Annotated in this window: 15 protein-coding genes and 1 tRNA gene; 2 read left to right on the top strand and 14 right to left on the bottom strand. The window is 45.8% G+C overall.

Translation table 11 applies throughout. The annotated features are described in order from the left end of the window. Positions 1–814: 814 nt before the first annotated feature. From AAKU64_RS20285 to AAKU64_RS20275, 3 genes are all read right to left on the bottom strand, one after another. A complete protein-coding gene (locus AAKU64_RS20285) occupies positions 815–2092 on the bottom strand; it encodes a tyrosine-type recombinase/integrase (RefSeq protein ID WP_354334074.1) in 1278 nt (425 codons plus the stop codon). 561 nt (positions 2093–2653) lie between these two features. Further along, positions 2654–3613 (bottom strand): hypothetical protein, encoded by a 960-nt coding sequence (locus tag AAKU64_RS20280; RefSeq protein ID WP_354334076.1) that lies wholly within the window; start codon positions 3611–3613, stop codon positions 2654–2656. A 14-nt stretch (positions 3614–3627) separates the two neighbouring features. Beyond that, positions 3628–3993: a hypothetical protein gene (locus AAKU64_RS20275; protein ID WP_354334078.1), complete on the bottom strand. Its 366-nt coding sequence runs from the start codon at positions 3991–3993 to the stop codon at positions 3628–3630. 69 nt (positions 3994–4062) lie between these two features. Between AAKU64_RS20275 and AAKU64_RS20270 the strand changes: the two genes are divergently transcribed. Next, on the top strand, positions 4063–5067 hold the full coding sequence (locus AAKU64_RS20270) for a helix-turn-helix transcriptional regulator (protein ID WP_354334079.1): 1005 nt from the start codon (positions 4063–4065) through the stop codon (positions 5065–5067). A 434-nt stretch (positions 5068–5501) separates the two neighbouring features. On the opposite strand, the gene AAKU64_RS20265 is transcribed toward AAKU64_RS20270, so the two are convergent. Together AAKU64_RS20265 and aptA are read right to left on the bottom strand one after the other, a co-directional pair. Then, positions 5502–5586, bottom strand: a tRNA-Leu gene (locus tag AAKU64_RS20265). Between the two features lie 133 nt (positions 5587–5719). Beyond that, positions 5720–7039 carry an omega-aminotransferase AptA gene (gene aptA, locus AAKU64_RS20260; protein ID WP_354334081.1) on the bottom strand — a complete coding sequence of 440 codons (1320 nt, stop codon included), beginning with the start codon at positions 7037–7039 and terminating at the stop codon, positions 5720–5722. A 302-nt stretch (positions 7040–7341) separates the two neighbouring features. Here aptA and AAKU64_RS20255 point away from each other — a divergent pair, with 302 nt between their 5' ends. After that, the gene (locus tag AAKU64_RS20255) at positions 7342–7740 is read left to right on the top strand and encodes a hypothetical protein (RefSeq protein WP_323491775.1); all 399 of its coding nucleotides are present in this window, start codon (positions 7342–7344) and stop codon (positions 7738–7740) included. Between the two features lie 252 nt (positions 7741–7992). Here the strand turns inward: AAKU64_RS20255 and AAKU64_RS20250 are convergent, their stop codons facing one another. From AAKU64_RS20250 to AAKU64_RS20210, 9 genes are all read right to left on the bottom strand, one after another. Further along, positions 7993–9258 carry an AI-2E family transporter gene (locus AAKU64_RS20250; RefSeq protein WP_354334083.1) on the bottom strand — a complete coding sequence of 422 codons (1266 nt, stop codon included), beginning with the start codon at positions 9256–9258 and terminating at the stop codon, positions 7993–7995. A gap of 281 nt (positions 9259–9539) precedes the next feature. Then, entirely contained in the window at positions 9540–9851 is a 312-nt protein-coding gene (locus tag AAKU64_RS20245; RefSeq protein WP_354334085.1) for a BON domain-containing protein, read from the bottom strand. Between the two features lie 150 nt (positions 9852–10001). Then, the gene (locus AAKU64_RS20240) at positions 10002–10550 is read right to left on the bottom strand and encodes a hypothetical protein (RefSeq protein ID WP_354334087.1); all 549 of its coding nucleotides are present in this window, start codon (positions 10548–10550) and stop codon (positions 10002–10004) included. Between the two features lie 78 nt (positions 10551–10628). Continuing rightward, complete coding sequence (locus AAKU64_RS20235; protein ID WP_322117942.1) at positions 10629–10844, bottom strand: CsbD family protein; 216 nt, start codon at positions 10842–10844, stop codon at positions 10629–10631. A gap of 119 nt (positions 10845–10963) precedes the next feature. Then, positions 10964–11110 (bottom strand): lmo0937 family membrane protein, encoded by a 147-nt coding sequence (locus AAKU64_RS20230; protein WP_154668220.1) that lies wholly within the window; start codon positions 11108–11110, stop codon positions 10964–10966. A gap of 216 nt (positions 11111–11326) precedes the next feature. Continuing rightward, positions 11327–11980, bottom strand: a complete 654-nt coding sequence (locus tag AAKU64_RS20225) for an outer membrane lipoprotein (protein WP_354334090.1) — start codon at positions 11978–11980, stop codon at positions 11327–11329. 93 nt (positions 11981–12073) lie between these two features. After that, a complete protein-coding gene (locus tag AAKU64_RS20220; protein ID WP_354334092.1) occupies positions 12074–12292 on the bottom strand; it encodes a YMGG-like glycine zipper-containing protein in 219 nt (72 codons plus the stop codon). A 93-nt stretch (positions 12293–12385) separates the two neighbouring features. Continuing rightward, positions 12386–12697, bottom strand: a complete 312-nt coding sequence (locus AAKU64_RS20215; protein ID WP_354334094.1) for a BON domain-containing protein — start codon at positions 12695–12697, stop codon at positions 12386–12388. A gap of 559 nt (positions 12698–13256) precedes the next feature. After that, positions 13257–16226 carry a bifunctional diguanylate cyclase/phosphodiesterase gene (locus AAKU64_RS20210; protein ID WP_354334096.1) on the bottom strand — a complete coding sequence of 990 codons (2970 nt, stop codon included), beginning with the start codon at positions 16224–16226 and terminating at the stop codon, positions 13257–13259. Between the last annotated feature and the right edge of the window lie 647 nt (positions 16227–16873).

Below are 16873 nucleotides of genomic sequence, written 5' to 3'. Positions count from 1 at the left end.
TTCCCATGGTAATCACCTTGAATTCCCTCGCAGTCAAAACTGCAAGGATAGGTTAATTTACCTGGTCAATATTCAGTGCGTATAACTGCGTTTATCTGGTCAATATTGAGTGCACGCCAACAAACAAAACACTTAAAATACGCAGTAGGCTTCTAAAATGTATAGGAACGTATTTTTAAATTTTTGCGCCATCGCAGCTGTTTTTTTTACCCTTCTAAAATCACGAATTTGTCCTGTGATGAGACGCATGGCGGAGTAAAAATTAGTGGCCTTAAGATTTTTAGCTACCTAATTTCTCTCGATTTTTTGCGGAATCTTTATAGAGCGAGAGTCTCCTCATTTACTCTCTGAGCAATTTTATTAACGCAGCAATCCCACTTTCATCTAGATAGCCCCGGTGGTCGATAATGGATTTTGCCAATCTAGCGAATGCTAATTCGCCGGCGGATATTGTCCCCGCGTATAGGGGCTTGCCAGATCTTGCGTCTAGCGCGGGCCGGTTTTTGTGGGGGGAGATGACAGTGCTGTAATTGGTCATAGGGTCTTAATTTAAAGGGTTAAATTAAGTATAGGTACCGGCCAACCACCTTAGGACGCAATGATTTTTCTACGAAATTGGCGGCGGCGTACTCAATAAAATATACCATCTGCACTTGAGGTATTGATATACAGAGCGGCTGCCGTCGATGCCGCCATATTTGTCAGTGATCAGAATCTTGAGGACGTTTAATCCTGTCAGAACTAAATAATGCAACTGACGGACTGATATTTTTTTCGTCAAAGAGTGTATATTTTCGGAATCCAACCCTAGAGATCATCCAATTTTTCTTGCTCTGGCGCTGGCAAGGCAAAGTACGTTCGATTTCGTCGTTTCTAGTTGTAATGGCGAATTAGACTGTGGCGTACTGGGTGATGTTCGGTCAAACGCCTTTACTGCGTCTGCAGCCGTCAGGTTAACGTAGCGTTGCAATTGCGATAGCGTTTTATGCCCGGTCGCCAGCTGCAGTAAAAATATATTACCGTTGAACCGGATCGCGAGGCGAGTTGCGCCGGTATGTCGTAGGTCATGAATTTTGAGATTTTCTAGGCCAGCACGGGCTACAGCGCGCTTCCATGCCGCTTTGAGTGCCTCCAAAGTGAAGTTAAAAATACACTCATGGTTACTTCCTCTGGGGAGGTTACTCAATAATTCTGCGGCCTCTTTTGTAAGTGGTACTTGTCGTCCACCTGCTTTCGCAGTAGGCAGGGTTAGTATGCGGTTATCAATATCCAGATTCCCCCAAGTTGCCGTATTCACTAGCTCGGATTGCCGCATCGTGGTTTCGATGAGGAGCACTACGCAGGTGAGAATTTGAGGATTTTTACATTCAACTAACGCCTCCTCTAAACGTACCTGCTCCTCCTCAGAGAGAACTCGGCTGCGGGCGTTATTGACTTTTGGTAGGCGGATGTCACTGGCGGGGTTAGAGGCTGGTTGTGGCCAGCGCCAGGTGCGTCGTGCGTAATTAAAAAACTCTCTCAAAAAAGCACGCTCAAGATGAATTGTCGCTGGGGCGTATCCCTCCTGCTGTAATTGGTCAATTAATTCCTGTAGATGGTAGGGCTGAATTTCAGCTACCATTTTACGAGCGATCCGGTCCCGAATGTCGTCTGAGTTTGTGCTTCTCTCCGCCTGTTTTTTTCTGTGCTCATGGAGCCCTTTGGCCACAGAGCGTTTCTTTGAGTGGGGGACTAACTCCAAGGTGTAATAGAGCACATTTATATTATTGTCAGTTGCCATTTTTGGTGACGGGATGGCTTTAAACGTTTCAAGGCCTGTCGCTCGTAGATATTTATTGGCTCTGCTTAAATCTTGAATCGCGCCTTTTTTGAATGGCAGGGTTTTTTGCACATAATCAAACAGTGCTTGCGCCAATGACGTTCGGTCTGGTCCCATTCCTCTTGCGCTACCTTGCGTTTTTTTAATGTGCTCACGTTCCTGAGCCCAGGATTCCGCTTCAGTTCTTGTGCGAAATCCCGTTTTAAATGCAGCCATATCTGTTTTTCTGATGCGGGCTGACCAGTGATTACCCTCGCGATAAATACTAGCCACGGTACGCTCCTAAGCCGAGCAGAGGGCGCGTCAATGATTTGATAGGATGGTTCGTAATCGGGTGGTGACTGCTTCGATACGGCGCGAGAGGGAGGAAAATTTCATCGGTATTCACGGTTCAACTCCAAATAAACGTTGTGGAGTTGCGTATAGCGAACCATTTTTAGTCACTCTGAAACTACGCAGAAAAACGCACATTAACGTGGTTCATCCGCATTCAATCTCTGTGGGAGTGTCAGAGAAAGTGTCAGAAGCACATAAAAAAGGCCTCCCGAAGGAAGCCAATTTTCACTAAATTCAATCGTATCTTATTGATTTGATTGAAATTGTTCTTGGTGGCCCGGGGCGGAATCGAACCACCGACACAAGGATTTTCAATCTTCACGTCGAGCGAGAAACTCTAGGCAATCGAAATCATTGTAAAAACACTGACCTATTCTGAGAGCTTACATTCATAGAACGTATCGGCATTTACTGTACGTGGCTAGTACACACGCTCGCGATCATTTGATTGTCCCGGGGCGGAATTTCGGGATGATCTTTGAATTTGATCTATCCCGCTCAGAGACATTTTTTTCGCTCTAAGTTTCGCACAGCATCTTCGTATCGTTGCCTGACACCGGCTGGTAATTTCAATAGGGTTTCTTCACTCGCTTTTGCCATTTCTTTCTCAGAGACGCGCGCATCTGATTCAAGCGAAATCTCGACATTGCACCGCTGTTTTCTTTCAAGTTGAATGGCAATCGCTAGGTTCGCTTTGAAAGTGCCCTTCTTTGCTGCATGGACTAGCGCGCGTGCGAACCCGACCACTGCGCCTTGGGTTCTAAATCCAGCGCGACGCCGCCCCTCAGTTTCATCCAGAATTTGTTGCCAATGGTCTGGTGGCGCTTCTGACAAAAGGTCGCGTAACCCTGCGATAGTTTCGGCGTTGACAGCAGGAAAGAACAGAGAATTGAGATTTTCTACCACTACGCCAGAATTTGACGATGCATCGTTTTCGTCACTCGCTTGAGTTGCGCCTTTGCTCGTGCGTTTTGTAGTGGTTGTCGTCCTTTTTATTAAACAGTTCTTACTTTCAATAGTACTTAGTAGTGGCTGAATTTCCGGCTGTGGATATTCCACCGGTAGTACAACCGCGCCCGGATTATCCACGTTTGGATTTTCCACTTCTGGATAGTCTAGAGTCTGATTCCTTGACTCTTCGTGGGAAGTCGTCATGGTTGGCATGTCTGTCACCGTCCATATTGTCTTCTCAAATTTTCCCTTGCGGTCGCGGTCGCGAGAAATCGCAAGATATCCTAGCGCCAAAAGTTCCTTAATGCCGGTACGGGTGCCGTGGGAGCCATCTGGTCGCACGTTCGATAAGTACTTTAAATTGAGACCCCAGTTCGGCGGAAGGTGCAGCAAATAAATTAGTAGCCCAAGCGCTTTCCAGCTTAGCCTTGCGTCGCGAACGATCTCATTTCTTATAACTGTGAAATTTTTCTCAACACGTTGGCGAACGATGACAAAGTTTTTCATTTAGACCTCCTGCTTCATTTGAGGTGTGGAGTCTCTTTGTCTTTTACCACCGCAGCTGACATTGCACGCTCTTGATTTGACGGTCGCCCAACTTTTTTCCAAAGCGATTTTTCAGTATCGATCGAATTCTGAATGAGTCGAGCTACATCAGCAGTCCGAACGCAGTTTTTGCCGTTGAAAAAAACGATTTCGAGCTGGAATGTTCCGTTGCAGATCTGATTTTTAATTGATTGATATGCAATAGGTAACAGCCGGGGCAACAATGTAATCGGTATGAGCTCTGCTCCTCCCGTCACCGCGTTGATTCGTTCGTCCAGTGAGGTGCGGGTATAAATACTTTTTTGATTTGGGGTATGGTTAGTTGCGAGTTTAGATTCCATGTCTTCGTCCTTTTTGTTGGTGACTGGCACTAGGTACTCGTGCTAGTACTACAATCGAGACTTCATGGTATGGATGAGCAAGAAATAAGTCATTCCCAAATTTATCTCAGCGGTGGAGAAGAATTTGGGTGTCTCGACTTTTCTAACAATAGGAATCGCAAATTTTGGAAATATATAATGCCTGAATCTAAAAATAAACAGACGAAAAATGTTGATGCAGCTACACCACCTCATCCTGGCAAGGTATTGCAGAAAGCGATTGAGGAGGAAAGTTTGGAGTGGAATGCTTATTGGTTTGCCCTGTCGGAGGCTGAATTAGTACTTCTTTTCGCTGGAGATATCGCGCTGTCAGCAGACCTCGCGGTACGACTAGGTCATTTATCGTTTGCAGGTCGTAGCGCGAAGGAGTGGATGAAATTGCAAGCCGATTACGATCTTTATTTGGCGGAAGAGCGACTAAGATTTTTTTTGAAGTGTGAGGGTGCAAGGAATTTGAATTACTTACAACCGACTAAGGAATTGAGCAAAGGACGACAGTGTCGAATATCAACGAAAATTAGGTCTTTCTTCATCGCGCAGACAGTAGTCATCGTTGAGTCTGTAGTGAATAAGCTGCGGAAAGAAAGAGGTGAGACTCAATGGTCTCCGCGTGATTTTGAAATCGCGTTTGGTGTTGGTACCTTGACCCACCCTGGACGCCAATGGAATCGATGGAAAAGTGGCAAGGGAGGCGTTTCCGCTGATATGTTGCATTACATTAAGAGAATTGCTGAACAAAATGGGTGGTACGGCGACAATCCTGTTGCTACTCATGAGGACTTAGCTCCAGATTTTTTAGCTAAGTGCGAATTCAATTTTCTAAGCGCATATTTAAATAAAGCGAATTGTTCTTTGGGCCTACTAAAAAAAACGATAGGCTTATTGAAATATAACTACCTGCAAAATAATGGATTTGCGGACGTGGAGGATGAAAATGGAGAGGAAGTTAAAAAAGAAGATTTTCAAGAGTGGATACTCGCATCAATAGAAAAAATGGAATTGCTAATTTGCACGACTCAAGCAAAAAAATTTTAGAGGAGTAAGTTTCAGTACCCATTGTAAGTCAAGGTTAGCCCGTAACGCTTGCAAAGCAACGTAGACCTTGCGCACGTGTTTTTGCTGGTTGTGGCGTTGAAATTATTGTGATTGTGCTACAGATCATTTTTTGCCTTCACATCAACTAAACATCATCGATGCCCGGATAGGTCTGCTTGAACTAATGGGACTACTTGAGGGTGCGAAAAAGTTCCACCTCAAGAATTTTCACATTCATGATCCCGTGCAGTACTTGTTGGGGATATTATGATTTTTGTTCTAGAAATATCCAGTCAATCCTGACCCCAAATGGAAAAGCCAGGACAATCTAGGACAAAATGGAGCGGTATTAGAGGGTACTTATGGCAGTACTTATCCATACTCAAAGCGATCATCCAAATGACAAAAGCCCCTGTAAAGGAGCTTTATCATGTTGGTGCCGAGAGCCGGAATCGAACCGGCACGCCTTGCAGCGCGGGATTTTGAGTCCCGTGCGTCTACCTATTCCGCCATCTCGGCAACGCAAGCCAAGATTATGACAGAGCGGCAAAAATATTGCAAGAGCGCGCTAGCATTCTTGCTTTGCTGGCGCTGATTCTCCTTATTTTCTCGCTAGATTATTGCAATATCGTTGTTTGGATGTGGCTTTTTGCTATTGCGCTTTTAGGATACTGGCGATAGCTCCGAACAATTCATCCATCTGTGTTTGATCAATAATCAGTGGTGGTGACAGCGCAATGATGTCGCCAGTGGTGCGGATTAACACGCTTTTTTCCCAGAAACATTTGAGGAACACGTCAAAGGCGCGTGCGCCGGGTTTGCCTGGAATACTTTCTAATTCGATGCCGCAAACTAGACCTAGGTTGCGGATATCTTTGACGGAGGGCAGACCTTGCAAGCTGTGAGCTGCCTGTTCAAAATAGCTGGCATTTGTGGCGGCGCGGTCGAACAGTTTTTCTTCTTTGTACACATCAATCGTCGCAATTGCCGCGGCGCATGCCAGTGGATGTGCGCTGTAGGTGTATCCATGGAAAAATTCGATGGTGTTCTCTGGCGCTGCATCCATAAATGCATCATGTACCGCTTGTTTAACGATCACGGCTCCCATCGGCACCGCTGCATTAGTCAGACCTTTGGCACACACAATCATGTCCGGAATAACGCCAAAATAATCAGCCGCAAACGGTGTGCCGAGACGACCGAAGCCAGTAATAACCTCATCAAAAATCAGAAGAATGCCGTACTTGTCGCAAATTGCTCTTATTTTTTGCAAGTAGCCTTTGGGCGGCAAGATGACGCCGGTTGACCCTTGTAATGGTTCAACAATCACCGCGGCGACGGTGGATGGATCATGCAGGGCGAGCAAGCGTTGTTCTAACTCATCTGCCATCTCGGCACCGTGTTCTGGCAGGCCGCGGCTGAAGGCATTTTTTGTGATATTTAAAGGATGGCGCAGATGATCGACTGCGGGCAGAGCGGGACCAAAATGTTTGCGGTTGCCAGCAATGCCCCCGACAGAAATACCACCAAAACCAACACCGTGATAACCACGCTCGCGCCCGATCAGGCGATGTCGCATGCCGTCGCCGCGTACCCGATGATAAGCCAGCGCCATTTTTAAAGCAGTATCGACGCCTTCAGACCCGTCATTGCAAAAGAACACACGATTCAAGCCCTCTGGCGCAATCGATACTAGTTTGCTGGCAGCCTCAAATGCCAGCGGATGTCCCATCTGGAAGGTGGGCGCAAAATCCATGCGCGCTGCCTGTGTTTGAATCGCCTTAACGATGTGCGGGTGTCCATGCCCGGCGTTCACACACCACAGGCCTGCGGTTCCATCCAAAATTTGTCGTCCGTCGTCCGTGGTGTAATGCATGCCCTCGGCGGCGACCATCAGACGCGGTTTGGCTTTGTATTGACGATTGGCGGAAAACGGCATCCAGAAATGTTCTGTGTTCAGAGGAGAGCTCATGGTCTTAAGTCCTGATGGAGTAAAATTTTTTGCGGGCTGCTTTGATTGTGACACTCCTGATTAGCTTACTCAAGAGCTTGTTTGATTAAACTGAGGACTTACGCAAAACCCCTCCCAGCTGCGTTGTAGCTCCTAGCTGCATAAAGTATTATCGACGTCGTTACACCTTGCTGTGACAATTTTGCGCAAGTCCTAAAACTATAAAGATCTGGACTTCAGTTGGGGTACGTTAGCGAACAGACTGGATTCAGCGATCAGTTCATTCTGATCTCTGTAAAAACTTTCAGTTAAAAGGCGACGTAATGAAAATCCTTACCTGTGTAGATAAAGCCTACGAAAATATGAACTTCCACGAGCTTGCCAATGCGCCGGTCGATGCCTTGCTAGGCGTTAGTGCCAAGGATGCTGAGTTACTAAAAAAGGCATTTAATGTCACTACTATCCGCGAACTTGGACATCTTAAATTCGTTAAATGGGCGATAGCCATAACGACTTTGGCAGATGAGATAGAAACGAAAGAAGATAAAGCCAGAGAGTGTTTGCTAGATGACGCGCTGGAAATGTCGTTTCCCTCCAGCGATCCAATTTCTGTTAATTCTGGCATCACTAGGATTGAAGTCGCGCCCGACATGGTGGATGCCAGCACCGACCATCAAAATAGCTTATCAATCGAGCCACCAAATAAAACTAGCCATAATTGATGTCGGTTAGTGATTTAAGGGGAGTATTGCTAGATTAGTGTAAATCGTCCAAGTAATCATTGGACGATTTGGCATTGTCTATACATACACTATCCTAGTATATGTAAAAATTCTTTAGGAATTACGCAAAACTGACCTCGCTGAGTTGTAGCGACTAGTCGCTACGCTTTGCCGGCACAATTTTGCGTAAGGCCTGTTATTAAAGCCCGGCGAAAAAATTACTTTTACTGCATCAGCTTTTCTAGCTATTTTCTATTCACTCAGCAATTCAGCCACCGATTGCATCCCGTCGATATGCTCAGACACGACGCGTACCATCACGATAATCGGCACGCCTAGTAACAAGCCCCAGATTCCCCATAGCCAGCCCCAAAATAGCAAGCCGATGAAGAGCGCCGCCACATTCATTTTGGCGATTCTGCCGGTCATCCAGGTGGTAATGAAAGTACCGACTAAGACCGTCACCACGAGCGTTGCTCCGGTCACTAACAAGGTTTGCGACAAAGATCCAAACTGCATAAAGGATGTTGCTCCCAGCGCCAATGTGATGATGACCGGACCAAAATACGGAATGATATGCAAGCAGCCCGCAGCAACTGCCCAAGCACCGGCATTTTCTAATCCTAACCAGCGAAAAACTACCCACAGCAATAAGGCTAAAAGCAGATTAGTGACCAATAGCATAAACATATAGTTCTGGATTGACTTATTAATGTCATCAAGAATATGCACAGTCACTTTTTTGGATGACAGCGATGGTCCTGTGATTTTTACGAGTTTTCGCTTGAAGCTATTACCGGACAAGAGGAGGAAAAAAATCAGAAAAATCAAGACAGTGATTTGACCAACGACACTAGCCGCACTCACCGATCCTGCTAACAGCCAGTCCTGTATTTTGAACGGGGGAGTCGCAACAATCACGGTGGTAGGTGTTTGCCGCGAACCTGGGCGTACGCTACTGGATTGGTTTGCTGCCTTCTCAATCTCGTTTGCGATTGCCTGCATTTGTTGCATCGTACTTGGCTGATTGTCTTGTGTTTTGGTGATCGCTTGCGATATCTGTCGCGCTGCGTCGGGCAAACTGACCAGGATAGAATTAAATTCGGTACGCAGAGAATTACCAACTACGCCTGCGCCACACATGATAGTGATTAGCACCAGGCTGGTACCAAAAACACGTGGAATTTTAATGCGTTCCAGCCAGACCACAACCGGATTCAGTGTGTAAGAAATGATGATGCCAAAGACTAGCGGAATAAAAAATCGCTGTGCAGTTTGTAATGCAAAAACAAAAGCAACGGTGGCTAATATAGTCAGCGCCAAACCGCGGGCATTGACTGGAATATGGATGGTAGGTGGTGCAGAGGATCTATTGATGGACAACAAATCACTATCGCTAATTTGTATGGTCGGCGGGCGATCATCTTGTGGATGAATATGGGTATGAGTATTATGAGTATTGGCATGGATATTCGGCATGCTCTCAGCGGCGACATCGTTTTGTTGAGGGGCATTCATTTTTTTTACCCTATTGACGTTAACCGGCTAACTAGCAGCGATTCTCCATCGACCATCAGCATGGTGAATCATTCGCACTCTTGATGTAATTTTCAACCAGCGCTCAGAAAATTCTCAATGCAAAGCGGGCAGTGCGTTTGACTCAATCTTAATGTAAGCGACCACTGATCTGGTCACTTACATTGATCTCGTCTTAACAGTACCCGCTTGCATTATTCGATACGAGTTGATTTTTAAATCCGCTCGTATCAAGTTTAAAACACACTATAGATCGCGCAATATTATTTGACGTGCATATCGTTTTTAACCGATTTCACACCTTTAACACCGCTCGTTACTTCTACTGCTTTGTTGATATCAGCCTGTGATGATACGAAGCCGCTCAACTGAACAATACCTTTGAATGATTCAACATTGATCTCGCGGGATTTCAACATTGGTTCGTTCAAGATTGCCGCTTTTACTTTGGTCGTGATAACGGTGTCATCAACGTACTCGCCTGTACCTTCAGATTTTTGTGTGGATGCGCAACCAGCTACAGCGATAAGAGCGAAAGAAAGCAAAGCTGTTGCAAAACGTTTAGACATATTCATGATAATGATCCCTCAAAAGTGATTAGAATTAACTTGATGATCGAGCTTCGATCATCAAGATTTTTGCTGCAATAGAGCTAAACTACCGGTCAAACTGAAAAACTAAATTTCAATTATTGAACTTGAAGTGCTGAACTTGAAGTATTGAACTTATTTACCGAACTGTGATTTAACACCAGCGACACAACTATCTTTTGATGGGCCGGCTAAGGCGTCACATTTTTCCAGAGCGACTTTATAGTTGGCTTCTACTTTGTCATCTCTTGCATCAACACGTGCCTCAACTACTTTTTTATCTGCTTTGGCATCTGCTTTGGCGGCAACCATAACGGCCTTCGCTTCTTTTACGCAGACATCTTTTTCATTGCCGGTTTTGCTATCGCATTTTGTTTTGGCAACGTCATAATCTGCATTTGCTATCGCATTACGGGCGTCTGTGCGGGCACCGACCGTATTTTTGTATTGTGCTTCTGCATCTGCTTTAACATGTTTGCGGGCAGATTCAGCTTCTGCTACGCAGACGTCTTTTGGATTGCCAGCCAGCGCATTGCATTTTTCACGTGATACTTTGTAATCGGTATCTGCTGTTTCTTTTGCTGCTTTAAAATTTGCTTTGGCTTCTGCTGTTGCGGCAACAGCCATGTTGGTAAAACCCAGAGTAGCTGCGCTGATTAGGATAATTGAGAGTGCTTTTTTCATGTAGTGCTCCTTGATATTATTAAAATCGCTTACGGAAAAATGCCGCATGCGGTTTACTACTTTCGACTAAATGTTTGGCTAAGAAGTACGAATTTCTTTAAGAAATTTCTGAAAAGCCTTCACTTGCTTATCAGCTTCGTCCTTGTCTATGCCATATGCTTCCTGAATCTGGCCCAGCAACTGGTCACGTTTGCCTGCGATGACGTCAATATGATCATTTGTCAATTTGCCCCATTGCGCTTTTACTTGACCTTTGTATTGCAGCCAGTTTCCTTCGATTACATCCCAGTTCATTATTTTCTCTACATAGTTTTGAAGTGAGTGATGACAACGACATCAGTTGCTGGCATCACATAAATTTATTTGCGTTACTTTTGCTGCGATTTTGCTTGTGTCCAAAAAATCGACGCTAGCTAAATCCCTCGTCCGCTAATCAGGCGCAGCAAGATCATGATGACGGCCACCACTAATAAAATATGGATGAAGCCACCAATGGTGTAAGAAGTGACCAAGCCAAGTAGCCACAAGATGATTAGAACAACAGCGATGGTATAAAGCATGATTTCTCCTCAAAAATTTTATTCAATGGTGTCGATGAAATTTGATTTAATCCGCTATTTTTTCAATACATCAAATTAAGAAAATCAGCGCTTAAAACATTCAACATCGTGGGACTAAGTATGCAAGCTGCTTAAATTAGGTTCTGTTCGCTGGCGTACACAACATACAAATAGTTAATTAAATTCGTATTGTTTTAGATAAATTTTAGATAAACATTAGCCGTTAGACTGCAAATTGCCATCAACGATTTTTACCCGGTCACCAGAGCGCCATTGCGGTGGATTGGTTTGATGCACCGTGCGGCTTGAGCCATCTTCCATCCGGATAGAAATATCGTAGCTATTGCTGGCATTGACCCGACCTTCGATTTGATTACCAGCTACTGCGCCGCCGATTGCGCCGAGTACTGTGGCAGCTTCTTTGCCATGGCCGCCGCCAACCTGGTTGCCTAACAATCCACCGACTACCGCACCACCAATTGCGCCGACGCCACTACCTTGTGCACGGGTATTGATCTCGCGTATCGATTCCACTATCCCGCAGTTGTAGCAAGGGAGTTTGTTAGATGGCCGATAGTCATCATTAGCCGCGGCATAAGTTTGCTTGTGATGTACAGGCGCAGGTGTAGTTGCACGCGGCGTTGTGTTCGGATTGTTTAAATTATTTGGATTTGTCGTATTGCCGTTAACTTGCGTCGCCGCTTGATCAGCTTGCGTTAATGCACCGTTATTATTGCTACCGATCGAGGTTGGAATCCATCCCATGATGGCAGCAATACCAGCAGCACAGAACAAAGTCACAGCAAGACCTGCAATGATAATCATCGGGTGCAGTCTGGGTTTGGGAAAACCATTGGTAGGCGTAGTCATGATGAATTCTTCCTTGAATATTTTGTTATGAGTTATTTTTTATTTGGCCCGCTAAGCTAGTTTGGTAGCTGAGCGAGCTAGATTTACGGCAGATTATTTAGGTTTAACTTGGTTGCCGATCACGCCGCCAACTGCTGCGCCACCGACCGTGCCCACCGCGCTACCGCCAGTCAGCACCGCGCCAACAACAGCACCAGCACCTGCGCCGACGGCGGTATTTTTATCCTGGTTAGACATGCCAGCACACGCTGTCAAACCCAACATCAGAGTGATAGTTGCAGCGTAGCCGCTTAATTTTTTGATCGTATTCATGATTAAACCTCTTTGAAAAGAAACTAAAAAATTGGATGGTGACGAGTCGTTACAGTCTTTACAGCCGTTACGATAGCGTCACCAATATCCTGGTTATTTCAAACGCATATCGTTTTTAACTGCAGTAACGCCGTTGACGCCACGTGCCACTTTGATTGCAGTATCAATATTCTCTTGCGAGCGGACAAAGCCACTTAACTGGACTGCGCCTTTAAACGTCTCTACATTGATTTCGCTGACCTTTAATGTAGGCTCGTTCAGGATTGCTGCTTTGACTGATGTGGTGATGACGGAATCATCGACATACTGACCAGTGCTCTCTTGTTTTGGTGTAGCGGCACAGCCGACGATAGTCGTGAGCATGAGTGCGGCGATCAGGCTAGAGGCAATTTTGAAGTTTTTCATTTTTATTCCTTGATGTAGTTTGTTTAGTTTGCGTAATCTACGTAATTTCTTTAACGCTGCTACAGCAAGTAGCTATGCGATGAGGCTAGATTGAGGCTTGGCTCGATTTACTTCTGTACGTTAGCGCACGTAGTATTTAATTTTTTTATTTGGCTTTTAAAGTACTGTTACGAATACTTTTGGGTATCGTATTTTCTGGAGGGCGGAGGGCGCTAGCAAGGTACTGACTGCATGCCTGCATTCAGCGAGATTTGATGTGGAAACTAGGCGACAGGCTAGCTGTTAAGCTGACAAAAAATGAACTGAAAACCGACTCAGTATTTAAACTGAACGTCAGTTAATATAAGCATACTCCCCAATAAATTTATAGAAAATAGTCTATTGTCCAATGATTATATGGACAAATTAAATATACATATGGGGAGTATATTTAATTACTCTTAAAAAATGTGGTCGATCGTACTTCAGTCCGCTACGCGGAATCAGCTGATAACTTGGCTAGGTATCTACTTGGATCATCGGTCACGCAGGCCAACATAATCCATCAATAACCCATCATTTACTCAGTCGTCTGCAACAAACTTCGCTCGGATTCCAGCAGTTTTTCAAACGCATCGGCGGCAACGGCGCGGCTGAATAAATAGCCTTGCACCTGGTCGCATCCATGTGCCCGCAAGTAGTCTAATTGTTCGGTAGTTTCGACCCCCTCTGCAATTACTTTTAAACGCAGGCTATGGGCGAGTGAGATGATCGATGCAACGATGGCGGCGTCATCGGTATCCACCGTAATATCATTAACGAAGGACTGATCAATTTTTAGTACATCAATCGGAAAGCGTCGTAAATACGACAGGCTAGAGTAGCCGGTACCAAAATCGTCGATAGAGATATGGATGCCTAAGCTCTTTAGATTACGCAAAATCGCAATCGCGCTTTCAACATCGCTCATCACCATACTCTCTGTTAATTCCAGCTCTAAGTAAGAGGCGTCTAATCCGGTCGCCTCCAAAATATCGGAGATCGATTGCACCAGCATTTTTTGGGTGAACTGACGGGCGGATAAATTGACCGCCACCCGCAAATGCGCAAAGCCAGCGTCTTGCCATGTTTTAGTATCTATACATGCCGTGCGGATAACCCAAGCACCAATCGGCAGAATCAAGCCCATTTCTTCTGCCAGACCGATAAAACGTGTAGGTGCAATCATGCCGTGTGCCGGATGATTCCAGCGTAGCAGTGCCTCCATGCCGACGATGCGTCCGTTGCTTAAATTGATCTGCGGTTGGTAATGGATCACAAACTCATTGCGCTCTAATGCATGACGTAAATCGGCTTCGATACTTAGCCGGTCTAGCGTGCGTTCGTTCATCGCCGGCGTATAAAACTGGTAGCTATTACGGCCCATTTCTTTGGCGCGGTACATGGCGATATCGGCGTGTTTGATCAGGCCTTCTGCCGTTACACCATCCAAAGGATAGGTCGCTATACCGATGCTACAAGTTAAGAAAAATTCATAGTCGCTTAGCATTAATGGTTGAGCGATGGCATCCATGATCTGCTGCAAGACAGCTAGGCCATTACTGTTTCCATTGCTATTACCATTACCATCGTCAGTTTGTTCTGGCAGTACCAGGACAAACTCATCGCCACCTAGTCGCGCTACTGTGTCGGCCTCACGCACGGCAGATTGCAAGCGTCCGGCCAAAGTTTTTAATAGCTCATCACCAGCCTCATGACCGAGAGTGTCATTGACAAAATTAAAACGATCAATATCGACAAACACCACCCAGATGGCATTGCTATTAGTGTTACCGTCGTCGTCTTTATTGTTATTGCGGTCAGCGTTGCTTATCGCCTGGGTCAGGCGCTCACGCAAGAGATTGCGGTTGGCAAGGCCAGTTAAGCTGTCATGTTTGGCCTGGAACGCTAGCTCGGCCTCAAACCGCATTACTGACGAGATGTCATATTGCGCGACGACGAAATGGCTGATGGTGCCGCTGTCATCTCTTACCGGCGCGACAAAAAGATCGCTCCAATAACCGCTGCCATCTTTGCGGTGATTGCGCAGCAGTGCGTGGCCTTCGCGTTGCTCACGCAATGCCGTACGTATTTCCTCTATATTTTGCTGATCCTGACCGCTGCCTTGCAAAGATTCCAGACTGCGGCCGACGACATCCGCTGCGGCATAACCACTGACATGCTCAAAAGCCGGGTTAACATATTCAATCGCGTAATTTGGTGCGTCGGCACTGCAAATGATGATGGCGTTGGAAGATACTTCAATCACTTTTTCGCGCAGGCGTAAAGATTTTTCAGTGCGTTTGCGTAATGCTAAATCTTCGCATAAGCGCAGGTTGGCAAATTGCAAGGCTGCCGTGCGTTCACTCGTTACCTTCTCTATGATTGCCTTGCGTGAGACTAATGAATATACATAAGCTGCGGCCAGCAAGCTAAATAAAATACCACCTAACAGAACGTAGAAAGAGCCGTTGTTATTGGCAGTAAACAGCACGGGTGTTTTTGCAATTTCGATGTGCCAGGGATTGCCGCCTAATGTGAAATTATCGGTGACCGTGGTAGCGCGATCATAAAATAGCCAGCGTGGTAATAGCGAGAAATTACTGTCTGTGCTTGGCCGCGCTCCAGCGACAGTTTCAATTACAGTTTTAGATGCGGTTTCAGCTATGGTTTTAGCTGCAGCGTGGTGCTGGAAGGCCAGATACTGCGGATCATTGCCTGGCCCTGCATAAATACTAATCACCAGGCCCGGCATGGCTAAAAAGCCTCGGCTGCCGAGTATGCTGTCGATCAAATGATCTACCCGCAAGATTGCTGCAGTCTCGCCAATCACCGCGCGATTGCGTGAAGCGGCGGTATCTAGCGGCGCACCTTGCATATATACCGGCACCATCAGCATAAAACCTGTATGCCAGGTTTTGTGCTGTATGACCGGCAACAGGCTGGTCGCGGCTGCCAGACCAGTGGAGCGTGAACGCAGTCTTGCCTGTGTCTGATCCGCCGTAATGGCGGTATCAATCCCCAGCAGCTGCTCGTTAGTCGCGCTCGGTTCTATGTACTCAATGACGTTATAACTATCGCGTATGCCAGCAGGTTTTTGCTCGCCACCCAGCACTTCGCTTAGTCTGAAATTAGGCAGACACTGACGCATTCTCGCTTCGTACGCCTGGCGATCGCTTTGCATGACAAGACGCTGAAAACTCAGTGCTTGAATTTGCGGATAACGTTGCAGCAGCGGTGCAGTAAAGCTCTTAAATTGCTCACGACTTACGACTCCCATACTACGGAATAATTGATTTAATACCATCAACTGTTCAACCGCATCGTGCAAACCTTCTGATACCGCCACCGAGCATAATTTGGCATTTTGCAGAAACTGGTTGCTCTGGCGCTCAGATTCTACCTGTCGTATCGACGCAAACAATATGGCGGTCAGACTCAGACCGATCACCAAAGTAATCAAGGCCGAGACAGAGACCGAGAAGCGAATACGGCGAAATAGTTTATCCACGGTGGTCTTTCAGAAGGATATGTTCGAACAAGACTGCGCGGTTTTAAATGAGCACATGAAAAGGTAAAGCGTTAGCGCAAATTGATGCGGTAACCTAGTGAGATGAAGGAAAACTTGGTCGCCCCCCTTAGTGGACGCAGCTATCAATCAAAGAACACTGTAATGAGATCGGCTTGTCGTGTATGTGCGATCACGAACATACGAACGCGGACTCTAGTAAATTTATTGTGTTTAAGACAGGCAATCAGTGCTATTGTTTTGATGATCGCAATCTGAAAAAGACGTGGCGCCAAAGTGGGGTTACAGCGGAAAAGAACGTTTATCAAACTGAGCTTATCAACGCGGGGAAAAATCTTGTCTTCGACGCAAAATATCCCGTGGGTCACTCGTTTTGACAGGCAATAATTCGCGTCAATTGATCTCTTTATATCATCAATCAATTTGTGCAATTATTGAATATACTGCCCAGTAATTTTTTAAATAATACGGCGGATTCAAGTACGAAGAGCAACATTGAATAAAAAGTCAAAGGGTCAGATGCGATAGCATTCATGCCTTTTGACCAGCCAGTCGAAAGTTGCCGAATATGCGCTATACACACCTAACCCAAGACGAACGATACCAAATTTACGCACTACGGTTAGAAA

The organism is Undibacterium sp. GrIS 1.8, assembly GCF_040544445.1.
GTDB lineage: Bacteria > Pseudomonadota > Gammaproteobacteria > Burkholderiales > Burkholderiaceae_D > Undibacterium.
Note: the sequence above shows the minus strand (reverse complement) of the source record. Positions and strands in the feature narration are given on the sequence as shown.

Excerpts from the sequence above, each read along its gene's own strand:
- AAKU64_RS20280 (WP_354334076.1), bottom strand. The coding sequence starts at position 3,613 with ATGAAAAACTTTGTCATCGTTCGCCAACGTGTTGAGAAAAATTTCACA.
- AAKU64_RS20275 (WP_354334078.1), bottom strand. The coding sequence starts at position 3,993 with ATGGAATCTAAACTCGCAACTAACCATACCCCAAATCAAAAAAGTATT.
- AAKU64_RS20270 (WP_354334079.1), top strand. The coding sequence starts at position 4,063 with ATGGATGAGCAAGAAATAAGTCATTCCCAAATTTATCTCAGCGGTGGA.
- aptA (WP_354334081.1), bottom strand. The coding sequence starts at position 7,039 with ATGAGCTCTCCTCTGAACACAGAACATTTCTGGATGCCGTTTTCCGCC.
- AAKU64_RS20255 (WP_323491775.1), top strand. The coding sequence starts at position 7,342 with ATGAAAATCCTTACCTGTGTAGATAAAGCCTACGAAAATATGAACTTC.
- AAKU64_RS20250 (WP_354334083.1), bottom strand. The coding sequence starts at position 9,258 with ATGAATGCCCCTCAACAAAACGATGTCGCCGCTGAGAGCATGCCGAAT.
- AAKU64_RS20245 (WP_354334085.1), bottom strand. The coding sequence starts at position 9,851 with ATGAATATGTCTAAACGTTTTGCAACAGCTTTGCTTTCTTTCGCTCTT.
- AAKU64_RS20240 (WP_354334087.1), bottom strand. The coding sequence starts at position 10,550 with ATGAAAAAAGCACTCTCAATTATCCTAATCAGCGCAGCTACTCTGGGT.
- AAKU64_RS20235 (WP_322117942.1), bottom strand. The coding sequence starts at position 10,844 with ATGAACTGGGATGTAATCGAAGGAAACTGGCTGCAATACAAAGGTCAA.
- AAKU64_RS20230 (WP_154668220.1), bottom strand. The coding sequence starts at position 11,110 with ATGCTTTATACCATCGCTGTTGTTCTAATCATCTTGTGGCTACTTGGC.
- AAKU64_RS20225 (WP_354334090.1), bottom strand. The coding sequence starts at position 11,980 with ATGACTACGCCTACCAATGGTTTTCCCAAACCCAGACTGCACCCGATG.
- AAKU64_RS20220 (WP_354334092.1), bottom strand. The coding sequence starts at position 12,292 with ATGAATACGATCAAAAAATTAAGCGGCTACGCTGCAACTATCACTCTG.
- AAKU64_RS20215 (WP_354334094.1), bottom strand. The coding sequence starts at position 12,697 with ATGAAAAACTTCAAAATTGCCTCTAGCCTGATCGCCGCACTCATGCTC.